The sequence below is a fragment of the Cognatishimia activa genome (assembly GCF_001458335.1).
Classification (GTDB): Bacteria; Pseudomonadota; Alphaproteobacteria; order Rhodobacterales; family Rhodobacteraceae; genus Cognatishimia; species Cognatishimia activa.
In genome coordinates this window covers 304,171-320,284 of the sequence record NZ_CYTO01000009.1, presented here as the reverse complement: position 1 = coordinate 320,284, position 16,114 = coordinate 304,171, and the positions used below count along the sequence as shown (strand labels likewise).

General features: G+C 55.1%; 15 protein-coding genes, 1 pseudogene and 1 riboswitch. Of the genes and pseudogenes, 5 read left to right on the top strand and 11 right to left on the bottom strand.

Annotated features, from left to right (window positions below):
• On the top strand, positions 1-1,685 hold a 1,685-nt coding region (locus TA5113_RS06045), incomplete at its 5' end, for an SMP-30/gluconolactonase/LRE family protein (RefSeq protein WP_082638111.1).
• The gene (locus TA5113_RS06040; RefSeq protein WP_058315454.1) at positions 1,686-2,456 is read left to right on the top strand and encodes an SDR family NAD(P)-dependent oxidoreductase; all 771 of its coding nucleotides are present in this window, start codon (positions 1,686-1,688) and stop codon (positions 2,454-2,456) included.
• Between the two features lie 28 nt (positions 2,457-2,484).
• Here the strand turns inward: TA5113_RS06040 and cmk are convergent, their stop codons facing one another.
• The 7 genes and pseudogenes from cmk to ybeY form a co-directional block, all read right to left on the bottom strand.
• Positions 2,485-3,105, bottom strand: a complete 621-nt coding sequence (cmk, locus tag TA5113_RS06035) for a (d)CMP kinase (RefSeq protein ID WP_058315453.1) — start codon at positions 3,103-3,105, stop codon at positions 2,485-2,487.
• Positions 3,105-4,457 carry a 3-phosphoshikimate 1-carboxyvinyltransferase gene (gene aroA / locus TA5113_RS06030; RefSeq protein ID WP_058315452.1) on the bottom strand — a complete coding sequence of 451 codons (1,353 nt, stop codon included), beginning with the start codon at positions 4,455-4,457 and terminating at the stop codon, positions 3,105-3,107. Before aroA ends, cmk begins: the two co-directional genes overlap by 1 nt.
• 157 nt (positions 4,458-4,614) lie before the next feature.
• Positions 4,615-5,346, bottom strand: coding sequence for a tRNA (guanosine(46)-N7)-methyltransferase TrmB (trmB, locus tag TA5113_RS06025; RefSeq protein WP_058315451.1), 732 nt, complete (start codon positions 5,344-5,346; stop codon positions 4,615-4,617).
• 114 nt (positions 5,347-5,460) lie between these two features.
• A pseudogene (gene metK, locus TA5113_RS06020) lies at positions 5,461-6,642 on the bottom strand (methionine adenosyltransferase).
• A 4-nt stretch (positions 6,643-6,646) separates the two neighbouring features.
• Positions 6,647-6,695, bottom strand: a riboswitch (SAM-SAH riboswitch).
• A gap of 37 nt (positions 6,696-6,732) precedes the next feature.
• The gene (lnt, locus tag TA5113_RS06015; protein ID WP_058315449.1) at positions 6,733-8,229 is read right to left on the bottom strand and encodes an apolipoprotein N-acyltransferase; all 1,497 of its coding nucleotides are present in this window, start codon (positions 8,227-8,229) and stop codon (positions 6,733-6,735) included.
• Entirely contained in the window at positions 8,216-9,112 is an 897-nt protein-coding gene (locus TA5113_RS06010) for a hemolysin family protein (RefSeq protein ID WP_058316640.1), read from the bottom strand. The genes lnt and TA5113_RS06010 overlap by 14 nt, the downstream gene beginning before the upstream one ends.
• A 21-nt stretch (positions 9,113-9,133) precedes the next feature.
• Positions 9,134-9,631 (bottom strand): rRNA maturation RNase YbeY, encoded by a 498-nt coding sequence (ybeY, locus tag TA5113_RS06005; protein ID WP_058315447.1) that lies wholly within the window; start codon positions 9,629-9,631, stop codon positions 9,134-9,136.
• Positions 9,632-9,696: 65 nt separating this feature from the next.
• Between ybeY and TA5113_RS06000 the strand changes: the two genes are divergently transcribed.
• Positions 9,697-10,005: a Dabb family protein gene (locus TA5113_RS06000; RefSeq protein WP_058315446.1), complete on the top strand. Its 309-nt coding sequence runs from the start codon at positions 9,697-9,699 to the stop codon at positions 10,003-10,005.
• Here TA5113_RS06000 and TA5113_RS05995 read toward each other — a convergent pair.
• From TA5113_RS05995 to miaB, 4 genes are all read right to left on the bottom strand, one after another.
• Complete coding sequence (locus TA5113_RS05995) at positions 9,980-11,029, bottom strand: PhoH family protein (RefSeq protein ID WP_058315445.1); 1,050 nt, start codon at positions 11,027-11,029, stop codon at positions 9,980-9,982. The genes TA5113_RS06000 and TA5113_RS05995 overlap by 26 nt on opposite strands.
• 160 nt (positions 11,030-11,189) lie before the next feature.
• Positions 11,190-11,513 (bottom strand): flagellar basal body L-ring protein FlgH, encoded by a 324-nt coding sequence (locus tag TA5113_RS05990; RefSeq protein WP_058315444.1) that lies wholly within the window; start codon positions 11,511-11,513, stop codon positions 11,190-11,192.
• A gap of 12 nt (positions 11,514-11,525) precedes the next feature.
• A complete protein-coding gene (locus TA5113_RS05985; RefSeq protein ID WP_058315443.1) occupies positions 11,526-12,107 on the bottom strand; it encodes an OmpA family protein in 582 nt (193 codons plus the stop codon).
• Positions 12,108-12,306: 199 nt separating this feature from the next.
• Positions 12,307-13,629 (bottom strand): tRNA (N6-isopentenyl adenosine(37)-C2)-methylthiotransferase MiaB, encoded by a 1,323-nt coding sequence (miaB, locus tag TA5113_RS05980; protein WP_058315442.1) that lies wholly within the window; start codon positions 13,627-13,629, stop codon positions 12,307-12,309.
• Between the two features lie 129 nt (positions 13,630-13,758).
• On the opposite strand from miaB, the gene TA5113_RS05975 reads away from it, so the two are divergent.
• Positions 13,759-14,628: a hypothetical protein gene (locus TA5113_RS05975; protein WP_058315441.1), complete on the top strand. Its 870-nt coding sequence runs from the start codon at positions 13,759-13,761 to the stop codon at positions 14,626-14,628.
• A 313-nt stretch (positions 14,629-14,941) separates the two neighbouring features.
• The gene (gene dgoD / locus TA5113_RS05970; protein ID WP_058316639.1) at positions 14,942-16,090 is read left to right on the top strand and encodes a galactonate dehydratase; all 1,149 of its coding nucleotides are present in this window, start codon (positions 14,942-14,944) and stop codon (positions 16,088-16,090) included.
• Positions 16,091-16,114: the final 24 nt, after the last annotated feature.

Below are 16,114 nucleotides of genomic sequence, written 5' to 3'. Positions count from 1 at the left end.
AAAACCGCCCCGCCGGTGCGGCTGCCCTTGCCAAAGGCCTGACCTTGCTTGATCTGGTCGCAGACGCGGATAAGCCACAGCGTTTTGCCGAGCTCTTGAGCGCCTCGGGACTGTCAAAGCCAACATTTGCGCGCATCCTGCGGACGCTCATCGCATTTGGGCTTGTGAGGAATGACGAGGAAAAAGGCACCTACTCGTTGGGGCCACGATTTCTGGAATTGTCCCACCGGGTCTGGGATACTTTCGATCTGAACGCGGTGGCTGGCGCTGAACTGGAGCGGCTTTCGTCGGAACTCGGGGAAACTGTCGCGCTTTGTAAGCTCGACAATAACGAAGTGCTTTATATGGCTGAGAGTTCTGGCACTGGCCTAAGCGTGCATGTGCGCGCCGGGGATCGCGTGCCACTCCACTGCACCGCCGCGGGCAAAGCCCTGCTTGCTTTCCAAGACCCGTCCCTAACCCGCGCTTTCATTGATCAATCCCCGTTAGAGGCTTTCACCAAAACCACTCTCACGACGCAGAAAGAACTGGAAGGCGACCTCGCCCTGACCAAGGCACGTGGCTATGCGGTCTCTTACGAAGAACATCTTGAAGGCGTGAATGGCGTCTCGGTCGTTGTGTCGTCGCCGGATGGAACCCCACTGGGCGCTCTATCCATTCTTGCGCCCGCCTCTCGGCTTGGCGAAGAGCGCATTCACCCGGCAGGTCGCGACCTGATCGCCGCCGCGCGCCGTATCACCGGTGCCGCCGGTGCTGTCGCCATCAGCTCTCGCCCCCAGCCGCGCCAACAAAGCAGCAAAAGCGCACCGATGGATTTGGAATGCGTCCTGCCTTGGGGCGCACAACTGGGCGAAGCGCCGATCTGGCACAGCACTGACAACCTGCTCTATTGGGTCGATATCCTGCGTCCTGCCGTTTACCGCTTCAACGCCGAAACCGGCGTGAATGAGGCCTGCGTCCTGACCAAGCTTGTCAGTTCCGTCCTGCCAACGACTGAAAAGGAACTGATCGTCACCACGCAAGATGGTGTGGAGGTTTTGGACTTTGACAGCGGCAGCCTGCGCCCCTTCTGCGATCCAGAAGAAGGCTTGCACGAAAACCGTCTTAACGACGCAAAGATCGGCCCCGGCGGTGCGATCTGGGTTGGGTCCATGCGGATGGATGCGGCCAAACCAACCGGCGGGCTTTATCGCGTCGACAGCACTGGTACTTGGGCACGGCAAGAAAGCGGTTTGACCGTTTCAAACGGCCTCGCTTGGAGCCCCGACAACCGCACCTTTTATTTCGTCGATACCATTCCAGGCCTGATTTACGCCTATGATTGCGTGCCGGGCTCCGGCCAGATTTCAAACCGCCGGACCTTTGCGCAGATCCCTTCTGAAGATGGCCGTGCCGACGGGATTACAGTTGACGCGGAAGGCGGCGTTTGGGTTGCGCTTTGGGATGGCTGGAAAGTGCGCCGTTATGCTCCGGATGGCAGCATCGATTATGATATCGACGTCCCAGTCCCGCGCCCGACCAGCCTTTGTTTTGGCGGCACTGACAATGCCACTATGTATATCACCAGTGCCCGTACCCGTTTGCCAGCGGCAACGCTCTCTGAGGCGCCGCTATCTGGTGGAATTTTTGCAGTAGATGCGGGCGTCAAAGGCCTGCCCAGCAATCAGTTCAAACTCGAGGACTAAATGGACTATACCCCCAATGCTGTTTTTGACCTTTCCGGACGCAACGCCCTTGTGACCGGCGCAAGCCGAGGGATCGGTGCCGCCATCGCCAAGGGGCTTGCCGCCGCGGGAGCGCATGTATTTGTGCACGGCCAAACTCAAGAAAGCAGTGCCGAAACGGTGGCAGTAATCAGAGATGCAGGCGGTTTGGCCAGCCCGGTTCATGGGGATCTTTCGGCACCCAAAATGGGCAGCAAACTCATTGAAGACTGTGAGGATCAAGCCGGTCAGTTGGACATATTGGTGATCAACGCATCCGCCCAAGTGAACGCGCCATTGGCAGATCTGAAAGACGACGACCTCACGTTCCAAATCGACGTCAATCTGCGCTCTACCGTGGACATGCTGCGTGCCTGTCTGCCGAGCATGGCTGGGCGTGGATGGGGCCGTGTGGTGAGCATCGGTTCAATCAACCAATCTGGCCCGAAACCGGTGGTGACAGCTTACGCTGCCACAAAAGCAGCGCAGCACAACCTAATTCAAAGCCAAGCGCGGGAATATGCGCGCAGCGGTGTGACGCTTAATACGCTCTCACCAGGTCTCATTGATACAGACCGGAATGCCGACCGCAAAATCAACGACCCGGAAGGTTGGGCCGCTTATTTGGATCACGCAAACTGGATGGGCCGCGCAGGCACTCCAGAAGAGATGATCGGCACCGCCGTATTTCTCGCGTCAGACGCCAGTCGTTTCATGACTGGCGAAGTTGTGACTCTGTCCGGGGGCTATTGAAGCTCCCAACCGGTTGTTTGGATAAGCTTTATTGGCGACGCGATTTAATCGTCGCGAGCGCCATGTCTACGGCCTCTTCAATTGTCAGATTTGACGTATCGATCAAAACCGCATCATCGGCAGGCTTGAGTGGTGCCTCAGCCCGATTCATATCGCGCTCGTCCCGCGCTTTGACATCTGCCAGCACCTCGTCGCGGCTCACGTCTAGACCGTTGCCTGACAGCTCAAGATAGCGCCGCTCTGCACGCACCTCCGCAGAGGCTGTCACAAAAAGTTTCACGTCGGCGTTTGGGCAAATCACCGTGCCAATGTCGCGGCCATCCAATACGGCTCCACCAAGACGCCGTGCAAAGGCGCGCTGAAAGTCCACCAACGCGGCACGTACTTCAGCAATCACCGCAACTTTAGACGCTGCTTGAGCGACCTCAGGCGTGCGCAGGTTGTCCGCTTCCAAATCTTCGGACTGCAATGACGTCGCCGCGTCAACGGCCTCCGCACCAGACAATGTCTTCGCCCCAACCGCACGGTAAAGCAGGCCCGTATCCAAATGCGCGAACCCGAGCTGCTGAGCAACGGCTTTGGAAATGGTTCCCTTGCCAGCCGCAGCAGGACCGTCAATTGCGATGGTGATACGTGTTTCGTCCGCCATTAGTGGTTGTCACGCACAAGTTGGGCACCCAGATCCGCCATCAGTCCTTCAAAGATCGGGAAAGACGTCGCAATCGGGCTGCCATCATCCACGCTGACAGGCTTCTGTGCCGCCATGCCCATGACCATAAAGCTCATGGCAATACGGTGGTCAAGTTCGCTCGCGCAAGTCCCGCCACCCGGCACATTGCCATGGCCAAGACCTTTGACGATCCACCAATCGTCACCTTCTTCGACTTGAACACCATTCAGGCGCAGTCCCTTGGCCATGGCGTCGATCCGGTCAGATTCCTTCACACGCAGCTCTTTCACGCCTTTCATCACGGTGTCACCCTGAGCGAAAGACGCGACAACGGAGAGCACCGGGTATTCGTCAATCATGCTCGCTGCACGGGCTGGATCGACCTCAATACCTTTGAGGTCCGGCGAGAATTTCGCACGCAAATCCGCAACCGGTTCGCCACCTTCTTCGCGTTCATTTTCATAGGTCAGGTCGGCCCCCATCTCACGAAGCGTGGTAAACAAACCAGCACGGGTTGGGTTCAAGCCAATGTTTGGCACCAAAACATCAGATCCGGGCGTAATGATCGCCGCGCAAACCGGGAAAGCTGCGGAAGATGGATCGCGCGGTACGACGATCTTCTGAGCTTTTAGTTCCGGCTGGCCTGTCAAAGTAATAACGCGCCCCTCGTCGGTCTCTTCAACCGTCAGCTCTGCGCCAAATCCCTGCAACATGCGCTCGGTGTGATCGCGCGTCGCTTCTTTTTCGATCACCACGGTCTTGCCCGGCGCGTTCAGGCCCGCGAGCAACACGGCGGACTTCACCTGCGCCGATGGCATTGGAACTTCATAACGCACCGGCACCGGATCAGCCGCGCCCACGATTGTCATGGGCAAACGGCCACCAGAACGTCCAACGGATTGCGCGCCAAACAAAGCAATCGGATCGGTGACCCGCGCCATTGGGCGTTTGTTCAAAGACGCATCGCCGGTAAATGTCGCCGAAATACCAGTCGTCGCCATGCAGCCCATAATCAGACGCACGCCCGTGCCTGAGTTGCCGCAATCGATCACGTTCTCAGGCTCTGCAAAGCCGCCAACGCCAACACCGTGTACGGTCCATTCACCGCCGCCATGTTCAATGACATCAGCGCCAAACGCGCGCATCGCCTTGGCGGTGTCCAACACATCCTCGCCTTCCAAAAGACCGGTGATATGGGTCTCACCCACCGACAATGCCCCAAGGATCAGAGAGCGATGCGAAATCGACTTGTCGCCCGGTACATTGGCCTCACCTTTCAGCGGGCCGCAGGGGCGTGATGTCATTGGAATGGGGGTGCCGTGGCCAGACATTTTCACAATCCTCAAAAAGCAGTCAAAAGGCTGTTAGCGCAGAACATTCCGAAGGTCCATGGCACGCGCGCGCTGCCGGTCAAAAACCCCTGTATTCTTCTTTGTCAAAATACTCTGGGGTGAATTGGCTGTAAGCCAAGAGGGGCAAAGCCCCTACTCACCCAAGCCGCTTGAACGTAAGATAATGCGGCGTCCGGTCTTCGCGCAGAGCCTTTTGCTCATAACGGGTCGAAATCCAATCCCCCCAAGGCTCGCGCCAGTCGTTTGGGCGTTCCGCCAGCCACTCAAAGCCCGCTTTTGGAACCTCTTCCAATGTCTGACGCACGTAGTCTTCAATATCTGTGGCAACCCGGAAAATAGCGCCGGGCTTAAGAACCCGCGCCAATGGTTCCAAATGCTCCTGCGTCACAAAGCGGCGGCGATGGTGGCGCTTCTTGGGCCATGGGTCTGGGTAGAGCAAAAAGGCTTTTGAAATCGACTGATCCGGCAGCACATCAAACATGTCGCGCGCGTCACCGGGATGCACGTTGATGTTCTCGGCTTCAGCATCACGTATTTTGCCCAACAACATCGCAACGCCATTGATGTAAGGCTCACATCCAATGAATCCCACATCAGGGTTGTTCACGGCCTGATGCACCATGTGCTCGCCGCCACCGAAACCAACTTCCAACCAGACGTCTTTGTCCCCAAAGAGCCCCGCCAGATCAATATTTTCGCGATCCGGGTTCACATCCCAGTCGACCGCACCCGGAGAGAGCTTCGCCAAATCCTCATCCAGATAGGCTTCCTGCGACTTCCGCAGCCCCTTGCCTTTGAACCGGCCATAGAAATTGCGCCATGGCGCGCCGGAAGGGTGTTTATCGCTTTGTTTTGGATCGTCAGACATGGTCAGCCTCTTATAAGTGGCGCTCCACTGCCTTATGCTGGGCCTTGGGTCAAGGGCACCAACGAAAAAGCGCGACCCGATGGGCCGCGCTTCTCAACTCAATCTAGCGGTAAGTCAGATGGCTGCCTTGATGGCGTCCACCAGATCTGTCTTCTCCCAGCTAAAGCCGCCATCGGCGTCTGGCTTGCGACCGAAGTGGCCGTAAGCCGCGGTGCGCTGGTAGATCGGTTTGTTCATTTGCAGATGCTCGCGAATGCCGCGCGGGGTCAGATCCATGACCTGAGACACCGCCGCTTCAATCTGAGCATCCGCCGCTTGTCCTGTGCCATGGGTATCGGCATAGATGGACAAAGGCTTAGACACACCAATCGCATAAGACAGCTGAATGGTGCAGCGATCCGCCAGACCTGCCGCCACTACGTTTTTCGCCAAGTAACGCGCGGCATAAGCTGCGGAACGGTCAACTTTGGTTGGGTCTTTCCCAGAGAAGGCACCCCCACCATGCGGCGCAGCACCGCCATAGGTGTCTACGATGATTTTACGTCCCGTCAGACCCGCATCCCCGTCCGGGCCACCAATCACGAATTTACCGGTTGGGTTCACATGCCACTCGGTCTCATCGGTCAACCAGCCTGCTGGCAAGGTCTCTTCGATGTAAGGGGCCACAATAGCGCGGATGTCTGCGCTCGTGAGCGTTTCATCCAAATGCTGCGTGGACAGCACCAAAGACGTCACACCAACTGGCTTGCCATTCTCATACTTTACAGAAAGCTGAGATTTCGCATCCGGTCCTAAAACCGCCTGCTCACCAGATTTCCTCACTTCTGCCAATCGGCGCAGGATTGCGTGGGAATACTGGATCGGCGCAGGCATAAGGTCTGGGGTTTCGTTGGTCGCATACCCAAACATGATGCCCTGATCGCCAGCGCCTTCTTCTTTGTCCGCCGCCGCATCAACACCCTGCGCAATATGCGCGGATTGTTCGTGCAGCAAGTTGGTGATTTCCACGGTCTCGTGGTGGAACTTGTCCTGCTCATATCCAATGTCTTTGATACAAGCGCGGGCGATCTCGTCGATCTTGCCCATGTAGTCTTTTAGCTTGTCCTAATCGGAAAGCCCGACCTCCCCGCCAATCACAACCCGGTTGGTGGTGGCAAAAGTCTCAGCCGCAACACGCGCTTCTGGTTCCTCGGCGAGGAATGCATCGAGTACAGCGTCGGAAATGCGGTCACAAACTTTATCAGGATGGCCCTCCGAGACGGACTCGGAAGTGAAAACGTAATTCTGTCTGGCCATGAAGTGCTCCGTTAGATTTCATCTGTCACGCCAGGAAGCCGTTGTGACAGACAGTAATAGCCCCCCAATTAGGGTGCGTGAGTGACAACGTCAAATGGTATTGCGACGATTGCGCAGCCAGAGGGCGAAAAGGCCACAGCATAAAATGAGCGACACGGGGAGATCACCCGTGCGACTATACAAAGTTGTGCCGGACGGTTTGGGCAGATCCACATCCAAGAAACCGGCCTCATTTAGGGGCAACGCCTCCACAACCCGCCCTTTCGCATCAATCAAAGCGGATATCCCTGTGTTCGCTGCGCGCACCATGGGTAAACCTTGCTCGATCGAGCGCATGCGCGACTGCGCAAGCTGTTGATAAGGGCCCGAAAACGTTCCAAACCAAGCATCATTGGTGATTTGCATCAGGAAATCAGGGCGGGATTTAGAGGCCCCCACGTCTTGAGGAAAGACAGCTTCATAGCAGATCAACGGCAGAGCCATTCCCATAGACCCCAGATCCATCACCTCTGCGCCGCTGCCGCGGGAAAAGCCTCTCCCCTCAGAAGCGGCCAGTCCGTAAAAGCCAAATTGCGTGATAAACTCGCCAAGCGGCATGTATTCCCCAAATGGGACCAGGTGATGTTTGTCATAGGTCTGGGTGATTTGGCCTATTTCGTCCATCAAAACCGCCGAGTTGAACAACCGCACAATCTCAAACCGGTTGGCGCCAAACACAATAGGAGTCCCGTCCGCGGCTTCTGCAATCTGGTCCGGTTCAGTCGCACCTCCGGGCAGAGCAGCCGGAAGGCTTGTTTCAGGCCAAATGATCAGATCCACATCACCGGGCTGGGCCGTCAATTCCAATGCGCGATCAAAGATAATCGGCATATAGTCCGGGTCCCATTTTTGGTGCTGCGGCGCGTTGGGTTGCACCAATCGGATCGTGCCGACAGTCTCAACCTCGCCCTGCTGTTTTGGCAGTGGCCAAAACAAAGCCACACCGAACACGAGAACAAAACCCGCAGGGCGGAAGATCGGTTTTGGCTGCGCCAGCAACTGAAACATCCAGAAAGCTAAAGCAAAAAAAATGACGTTCAGCCCGTGCGGCCCCAGAAAGGCCGCCCCCTGCCCCAGAATGCTGTCCACCAGCCCATAAGCGGGCATACCCCATGGAAAACCCGTAAGCACATAGGCGCGGGCCAGTTCGGCGATTGCCAAGGTTACAACTAAAGAAGCCTCCCCAACTCGCTTTGCAACCCCAAATGCCAACGCCCAAAACAGCGACAAACCAGCGCTCATGAAGAACACCCCGAATGGGGCCATCCAGCCGGTTTGGCCTGCATCCACCAAAAAGGGCGACACGAGCCATTGCAAAGTCACGATGAAATAGCCCAGCCCAAACAGCCAACCATTCAAGACAGCAGCGCGGGTGTTTTGGGCGGCCGTCAACAAAGCGAAAGCGGCCGCAAATCCAATCAGTGAGAGCAAAGGCAAGCCAAAAGGTGCCTGCCCTAAACTTCCGATCATCCCCAAAAGAAACGGCGCACCAATCCGCGCCCAGCGCGGCTGATGCGACCAATTTTCCTGAAGTTTACTCAGCCACATGCTGCTGCGCTTCCGTCAGCAGGACCCGCAGCCGTTTGATGCGACGGGGATCAGCGTCGATGACCTCAAATTCGGTGCCATCTGGATGCACCACAACTTCGCCCCGTGCAGGTACACGACCAGCAAGCATAAAGACCAATCCCCCAAGGGTATCGATTTCTTCCTCGTCAATGTCTTCATGGGAGGTCAATGACCGGCCAATCTGAGCCTCGAACTCATCAAGTGGCGTTTTCGCAAGGGCAATGAAACAACCTGGCGCTTCTTCCGTCCACAACGATATTTCGGCCTGATCGTGTTCATCTTCGATCTCACCGACCACCTGCTCAATCAGGTCTTCGATGGTCACAAGCCCTTCGCCCCCGCCATATTCGTCAATCACCAAAGCCATATGGCGACGTTCGGTTTGCATCTTCGTCAGCAAAACCCCAATCGGCATGGAAGGCGGCACAAACAGCAATGGGCGGACCATGGCACGCAGCGCAAAGCGGCCGCTTGCACCATTAAAACCGTATTGCAGGGCCATGTCTTTCAAATGGAGAAACCCGATCGGCGTATCTAGCGTGCCATCATAAACAGGCAGCCTAGTAAATCCGGTTTCACGAAACGCATCAACAACCTCGCCACGGCTCATGGTCGCCGCCAAAGCTTTGATGTCGGCCTTAGGCACGGCCACATCTTCAACCCGCATCCGGCGCAGGTTGATCATGCCCGGCGCAGGGGTGAAGGTATTTTCGACCTGAGGGTTCTGAAAATTGTCGCCTGCGTCAGCAGGGCTTATCGCTTCAATCAAACGACGGAAAAACCCGCCGGATCGTTGTTCTTTTTGGGTCAGCCCATGCGCGCTTTGCGCTGCGCTAGAGGACCCGTCGGTGCTGTCGCCCATTTTACCTTTCCAAGTGGGGTTCTACCCCGGTATCTCTCTATATGGGTCGGAAATACCCATTTTGCCAAGTATCTTTGTCTCTAATGTTTCCATCAAAGTGGCATCTTGGTCACGGATATGATCATACCCTAATAGGTGCAAAATGCCATGCACCAAAAGATGGGTCACGTGATCCTCAAATGCCTTGTTTGCTTCATCCGCCTCACGTTTGCAGGTTTCAAAGGCAATCGCGATGTCACCAAGTTCCGGGTCGGGACCGGTCGGTGGCAAAGGCTGATCGCCATCCACCTCAGCGCCACGTTCCTCCGAAGGCCAGCTCAGCACATTGGTGGAGGACGGCTTTTCACGAAACTCGGCATTCAAATCCGCAATGCGCGCATCATCACAGGCCATGACGCAAATTTCCCAATCTGGTCCTAATTCAAGCTCGGCCACGACACCCTGCCCTGCACGTTCCGCCAACCGCTCAAGGTCAACCGCACTCCAGCGTTCATCTTCTATGACAAGATCAATCTCCATCTTCTCGCCATAGCGCGAAAGCCATAGGGTGAACAGCGAAATGAATACCCTTATTAGAGGCCAACATGATCCTGCACTGCGTCTTTTGTCATTTTCGCGATGATGTTTCTGAAGCTGATAAGACTGCGGCCCTGAAAGCGTTGGAGGCCTTCAGTTTAACGTTGGACGGCGTCGAAAGTTTCAAGTTCGGGCCCAACAAAGACTTCGAACAGAAGTCACAGAGCTACGATCAGGGATTCGTGATTGGGTTCACAAACGAAGATGCCCTGCATCACTATGCAGACCATCCAAAACATAAAAAGCTCGGGGGCCAACTCGCCCAACTCTGCCAAGGTGGCGGAGATGGGATTATTGTTTTTGACTTGGACGTCTAGGTTCCGCCATCGCCCGTTCGGCATCCGCGTCATAGGCTTTGATGATGGCCGCAACCAATGGGTGGCGCACGACATCATCGGCCGTGAAGTAATTGAAACTAATGCCTTTCGTGCCCTTCAACAGCCGCTCCGCATCCTTCAGGCCTGACTGCACACCGCGCGGCAAGTCGATCTGGGATCGGTCGCCCGTGATCGCCATTCGGCTGCCTTCGCCCAAACGGGTCAGGAACATTTTCATTTGCATCGTGCTGGCGTTCTGCGCTTCATCAAGAACCACAAACGCGTTCGCCAAGGTCCGGCCCCGCATGAAGGCCAGCGGCGCGATTTCGATTTTCTTTTCTTCGATCAACTTCGCCAACATCTTGCCCGGCAAAAAGTCATTCAACGCATCATAAAGCGGCTGCATGTAAGGATCGACCTTGTCCTTCATGTCACCCGGCAGGTAGCCCAGCTTCTCGCCCGCTTCTACAGCCGGACGAGACAGAATAATCCGGTCCACCTCACCAGAAATGAACATGCTGACGCCCACGGCCACGGCAAGATAGGTCTTACCAGTGCCGGCAGGGCCAATGCCAAAAGCCAGCTCATTCTGGAACAGGCTTTGCACATAGGCCTTTTGCGCATCCGTGCGCGGCTCCACATGTTTTTTCTTTGTCTTAATCTCGATGTGACCGCCCTTGAACATTTCAAGTTGGTCGCCATCCCGCGGACCGGTGCCTTTTTCAGCGGTGCCCATGCGGATTTCGCGATCGATGTCACCGCTTTCCACAGCCTTGCCGCTTTCCAGACGCTCATAAAGGGATTGCAGCACCTCATGCGCTTCTTGCTGCGCGGCCTCTTCACCGTGGATCACCAATTGATTGCCACGGCGGATAATCTGCACACTCAGCTTTTGCTCTATATCCGCCAGGTTGCGATCATATTCTCCGCAAAGATCAATCAGCAAACGGTTGTCGGGAAACTCGATCAAGACTTCTCTCACGGTTTCAGGTGTGGGCGGTGGGGTCAGGGCGCTGGTGGCCAAGTAGATCTCCTAGGCTTGGTGTTCTGAGTCTCAGCGTTGCAATTTGTGCGGCCCAGCGCAAGGGCAAGCTTGGTAAAATTCATGTAAGCTTCACAAAAAAAGATCGCGCGAATTTCTTCGCGCGATCTGCCGAATAATTAAGCAATTTCAGGTGCCTAGCTTAGGCCGGATCGTTAAAGATCGTGCCTTTCTTATAGTCACCGGTCGCGTGATTTGGCGGCGCAATTGGCGCACATACCGGCTTGCCGTAGCGATCAAGACGCGCATCCATATAACCTTCGTTTCCGTCATCAATGATCCAGTGATGACAGCCGTTTGGATCGACCCAAATCCCCGCAACCAGATCAGTCAGCGGTTTGGCATCATAGCCACCGTCGACTGTCTTGTCGGATATCTCGGAGACCCCAAGGCCACGCTCTTCACTGAAACAGCCGGCCAAAGCGGTCATTGCGGTCAGAGCAACACAGAGTTTTACGATTTTCATGACCAGCCCCCCTTAGCGAATACACATAATTTCAACACGACGGTTGGCTGCCCGTCCCGCGGATGAACGGTTAGAGGCCCGCGGCATACGTTCACCATAGGCGCGTACATCGGCGATCTGAGCACCAGCCGCTTGACCAACCTTGGCCACTGCGTTGGCCCGACGCAGGCTAAGTGCCATATTGGCCTCATCGCTGCCGCGGCTGTCGGTATGGCCCATGACAATGTAGTATTGCGCGCCTGCGGATTTGAAGAAGTTCTTGATCTGAGATTTCCCAGAACTGCTAAGGGCTAAGCTGCCTGACCGGAAGAACTGATCCGAGCTCAACTCGCCACAAAGGTTGCCTTCGTTACAAACTGGCAGGCCCTGACGTGTCAGAACCGGGCTCATGTAACCTTCAGCGCCATCATCCATGACCCAGTGCTGACACCCATCGGGATCAACCCAAATACCTGGAATATATTCCTGCGCACGAACCTGTTTGGTTCCTTCAGAAATGGCGGCACCGGCGGAGGCTGTGATGGACATGGCCGCAATCAACGCCCCTCCCAACAGCTTACGCGTGGATGCATTCAATGTAACTGCCACGATCATACCCTCTATTTGCCCGCACCCCCCAGCGTTCTAGTGACGCGGCACGGGCTATTTGTTGTCCTGCATTAGCGGCAGTCTAGCAAATTTTTGGTACATGTGAAGGAATAATACTAGATGTGGTGGTCACACCTAGGAACAGATCAGGCGTTTATGCGATTTCTGATCGACCGCGACGGATCAGGCCAATTGGCAATGGCCTTTAAACCGCCACACCCTTAAGGGAATTTGTGCCGCTTTCGACAATCTTTACTTTGCGAATGTCGCCAATCTCCGCTCCCGACCCTGCCACGTGAACCGCATGTAGATAATCGGATTTGCCGACCATTTGATCCTCGAATCGGCCCGTCTTTTCGAAAAGAACAGACACTTCCCGCCCCACCATTGAATCCTGCACTTCTTTCTGTTGTTTAGACAGCAATGCTTGCAGGCGCTGAAGCCGTTCATCCGCCGCGTCTTGATCCACCAATGGACGCTCCGCTGCTGGCGTGCCCGGACGGCTAGAATATTTAAAGGAATATGCTTGACCGTATTTGACCTCTTTGACGAGATCCAACGTCGCCTGGAAGTCTTCCTCAGATTCTTCTGGGAATCCGACGATAAAGTCACCGGACAATAACAAGTCCGGGCGGCCTTTGCGAATGCGTTCGATCAAACGAATGTAGCTTTCCGCAGTGTGCGAGCGGTTCATTCGTTTGAGAATTTTGTCGCTGCCCGACTGCACCGGCAGGTGCAGGTAAGGCATCAGTTTCTTGCACTCTGCATGGGCGTCGATCAAATCGTCTTGCATGTCGTTGGGGTGACTTGTGGTGAAGCGGATACGTTCTAACCCGTCAACCTTGTCGAGCTCCCAAATCAGGTCTGCCAATGTCCAGACTTTCCCATTTGGGCCTTCGCCATGGTAGGCATTCACGTTTTGACCTAGCATTGTGATCTCGCGCACGCCGCGTTCCACCAGATCGCGTGCTTCGGTGATGATGCGTTCAACTGGGCGAGAGACTTCGGCCCCACGCGTATAAGGCACCACGCAGAAAGCGCAGAACTTGTCGCAGCCTTCTTGGACTGTAAGGAATGCAGCAGGCGCACGTTTCGCTTTTGGACGGCGCTTTAGTTTTTCGAATTTATCCTCTTCAGGGAAATCCGTATCCAGCGCCTTTTTACCCTTACGTGTTTTTTCTTCCATCTCCGGGAGCCGGTGATAGGCCTGCGGGCCAACAACCAGATCAACGGACGGCTGGCGGCGCATGATCTCTTCGCCTTCAGCCTGTGCCACGCAGCCCGCAACACCGATCTTCAGATCCGGATTGTCCTTTTTGAAGCTCTTCAATCGGCCTAGCTCGGAATAGACCTTTTCTGCCGCCTTTTCACGAATGTGGCAGGTGTTCAGAAGAATCATATCCGCTTCATCAGGCTTATCGGTGGTCTCATACCCAGCACCCCCCATGGCTTCCGCCATGCGTTCGCTGTCATAGACGTTCATTTGGCACCCATAGGTCTTGATGAACAGTTTCTTGGTATCGGCCATCACGCGTATTCCCTAGATCTGAGATCGCACCGTATAGCATGCTCAGACACACTTGCAATGCACGTCAAATTAACCGAATTTAGAGAAAACAACAGAACATCACTTCGACAGCAGGCCCGTACCAAAATCATGCGTTTCTCTTCATTTGACGAACTTATCGCCAAGGATAAGGCACTGATTTCCAAAGGGCCTTTGGCGCTGATCTTTGTTGAAGATGAGGTAGAGATCGACACGACCCTTCGTCATCACGTGGATCTTGGCTTCAAACAGGTGATCGCCTTCATGCCCGCGGCCTTTAAAATGGCATATGATGTGAGCGAAGACGTGATCCGCGTCGATTGCGAAAGCACCAACGGCGATGACATGATCCGGATGGTGAACCGGGTCGCCAAAGAAGTGCCCGGGCAATGGCTCTACTACTGCTTTAACGCCGAATACTTGCTGTTCCCATTCTGTGAGACCCGTACAGTGGGTGAAATGCTCGCATTCCATACGGAAGAGCGTCGCAGCGCGATGTTGAGTTATGTGATTGACCTTTATGCAGATAATCTATGGGAGAACCCCAACGCGGTCTCTATCGAAAAAGCGATGATGGACAAGACAGGATACTACGCCCTGTCCCGCAACGATCCCGACAATCACAACCATCCCAAAGACCGGCAATTGAACTTCTATGGCGGTCTGCGCTGGCGTTACGAGGAACATATCCCTCAAGTGCGTCGTAAAATCGACCGCGTTTCTATCTTTCGCGCGACAGAAGACGTGGAATTGCGCTCTGATTTCACCATGTCAGACGAGGAAATGAACACGTTTAGTTGCGAATGGCACAACAACATCACCGCATCGGTTTGTTCCTTCCGCACGGCGAAAGCGCTCAAGACCAACGCAGGCAGCACCTTCGATATCAACACCTTTAAATGGCACAACTCTGTGCCGTTTGAATGGCATTCTCGGCAGTTGCTGGATTTAGGATTGATGGAACCGGGTCAATGGTTCTAAGCGGCGTCGTAAATTGCTTAGGCGCATCGACGCAACCAGCTTGTTCTTTCATCTCGCCCTGACGTAACGCCCCCTCTCGTTCCCTGCCTTTGAACGCAAGCACATGCTAACCACTCCAAGAGTATCAGGCTGAAGTAGGACTTTTCAGGACGCAAGTTTCACTATTTGAAACCTAGTGCTAAATATTGAAACCTCCTTGCCCGAACCGATGCTCCGATGTATAGCAATTGGTGACAATCGCGCTTTCGTCGCGCAAACTGCGTGACGCGGCGGTGATCGGCCCAACAAAACAAAGCCTATAAGAGTTCAAGACATGAAAATCACAAAGCTGACCACCTATATCGTGCCGCCACGTTGGTGCTTTCTGAAAGTCGAGACCGACGAAGGCATTACCGGTTGGGGCGAGCCCGTGATCGAAGGCAAGGCTCTTTCTGTGGAAGCCGCCGTCCACGAGCTAAGCGATTACCTGATCGGAAAAGACCCACTGCTGATCGAGGACCATTGGCAAGTTATGTACCGTGCTGGTTTCTACCGCGGTGGTGGCATCCATATGTCCGCGATTGCCGGCATCGACCAGGCGTTGTGGGACATCAAAGGTAAGGCAGCAAACCTGCCGGTGCATGCCCTGCTGGGCGGTAAGTGCCGCGACAAAATCAAAGTTTATTCCTGGATTGGCGGCGACCGTCCTTCGGATGTTGCTCAGAACGCCAAAGACGTCATGGCGCGTGGGTTTGAGGCGATCAAACTGAACGGCTGTGAGGAAATGCAGATCGTCGACACGAATGCGAAAGTCGATGCGGCGGTTGAGACCATCGCAACCATTCGCGATGCCGTAGGGTACGATCTGGGCATCGGCGTGGATTTCCCCGGCCGCGTTCAAAAGCCAATGGCAAAGGTTTTGGCCAAAGAGCTGGAACAGTTCCGCCTGATGTTCATTGAGGAACCGGTGCTCTCTGAAAACAAAGAAGCGCTGCGCGATATTGCAAACCACATTGCGACCCCGATTGCATTGGGCGAACGGTTGTATTCTCGCTGGGATTTCAAATCCGTGCTTCAGGATGGCTATGTGGACATCCTGCAGCCCGACCTATCCCATGCTGCTGGTATCACGGAATGCCGAAAAATCGCGACAATGGCAGAGGCCTATGACGTCGCTCTCGCACCGCATTGCCCACTGGGTCCAATTGCGCTGGCGGCATGTCTGCAAGTTGATGCGGTGTCCCACAACGCGTTTATTCAGGAACAATCTCTGGGCATTCACTACAACAAGTCCAATGACATCTTGGACTACCTCGTGAACAAAGACGTCTTCAAATATGAAGACGGCATGGTTGCGATCCCGGATGGCCCTGGCTTGGGCGTTGAGATCGACGAAGAATACGTGATTGAACGCGCGAAAGAAGGCCATCGCTGGCGCAACCCGGTCTGGCGTCACGCCGACGGTTCTGTCGCCGAGTGGTAATCCGCTCCGATTAAGACAAAAAGA

What these genes read in the sequence shown, in the direction of transcription:
- TA5113_RS06000 (WP_058315446.1), top strand. Translation starts at nt 9,697, where the DNA reads ATGATCCTGCACTGCGTCTTTTGTCATTTTCGCGATGATGTTTCTGAA.
- ybeY (WP_058315447.1), bottom strand. Translation starts at nt 9,631, where the DNA reads ATGGAGATTGATCTTGTCATAGAAGATGAACGCTGGAGTGCGGTTGAC.
- lnt (WP_058315449.1), bottom strand. Translation starts at nt 8,229, where the DNA reads ATGTGGCTGAGTAAACTTCAGGAAAATTGGTCGCATCAGCCGCGCTGG.
- TA5113_RS05975 (WP_058315441.1), top strand. Translation starts at nt 13,759, where the DNA reads ATGCGTTTCTCTTCATTTGACGAACTTATCGCCAAGGATAAGGCACTG.
- TA5113_RS06040 (WP_058315454.1), top strand. Translation starts at nt 1,686, where the DNA reads ATGGACTATACCCCCAATGCTGTTTTTGACCTTTCCGGACGCAACGCC.
- TA5113_RS05990 (WP_058315444.1), bottom strand. Translation starts at nt 11,513, where the DNA reads ATGAAAATCGTAAAACTCTGTGTTGCTCTGACCGCAATGACCGCTTTG.
- TA5113_RS05985 (WP_058315443.1), bottom strand. Translation starts at nt 12,107, where the DNA reads ATGATCGTGGCAGTTACATTGAATGCATCCACGCGTAAGCTGTTGGGA.
- miaB (WP_058315442.1), bottom strand. Translation starts at nt 13,629, where the DNA reads ATGGCCGATACCAAGAAACTGTTCATCAAGACCTATGGGTGCCAAATG.
- dgoD (WP_058316639.1), top strand. Translation starts at nt 14,942, where the DNA reads ATGAAAATCACAAAGCTGACCACCTATATCGTGCCGCCACGTTGGTGC.
- TA5113_RS06010 (WP_058316640.1), bottom strand. Translation starts at nt 9,112, where the DNA reads ATGGGCGACAGCACCGACGGGTCCTCTAGCGCAGCGCAAAGCGCGCAT.
- aroA (WP_058315452.1), bottom strand. Translation starts at nt 4,457, where the DNA reads ATGTCTGGCCACGGCACCCCCATTCCAATGACATCACGCCCCTGCGGC.
- trmB (WP_058315451.1), bottom strand. Translation starts at nt 5,346, where the DNA reads ATGTCTGACGATCCAAAACAAAGCGATAAACACCCTTCCGGCGCGCCA.
- cmk (WP_058315453.1), bottom strand. Translation starts at nt 3,105, where the DNA reads ATGGCGGACGAAACACGTATCACCATCGCAATTGACGGTCCTGCTGCG.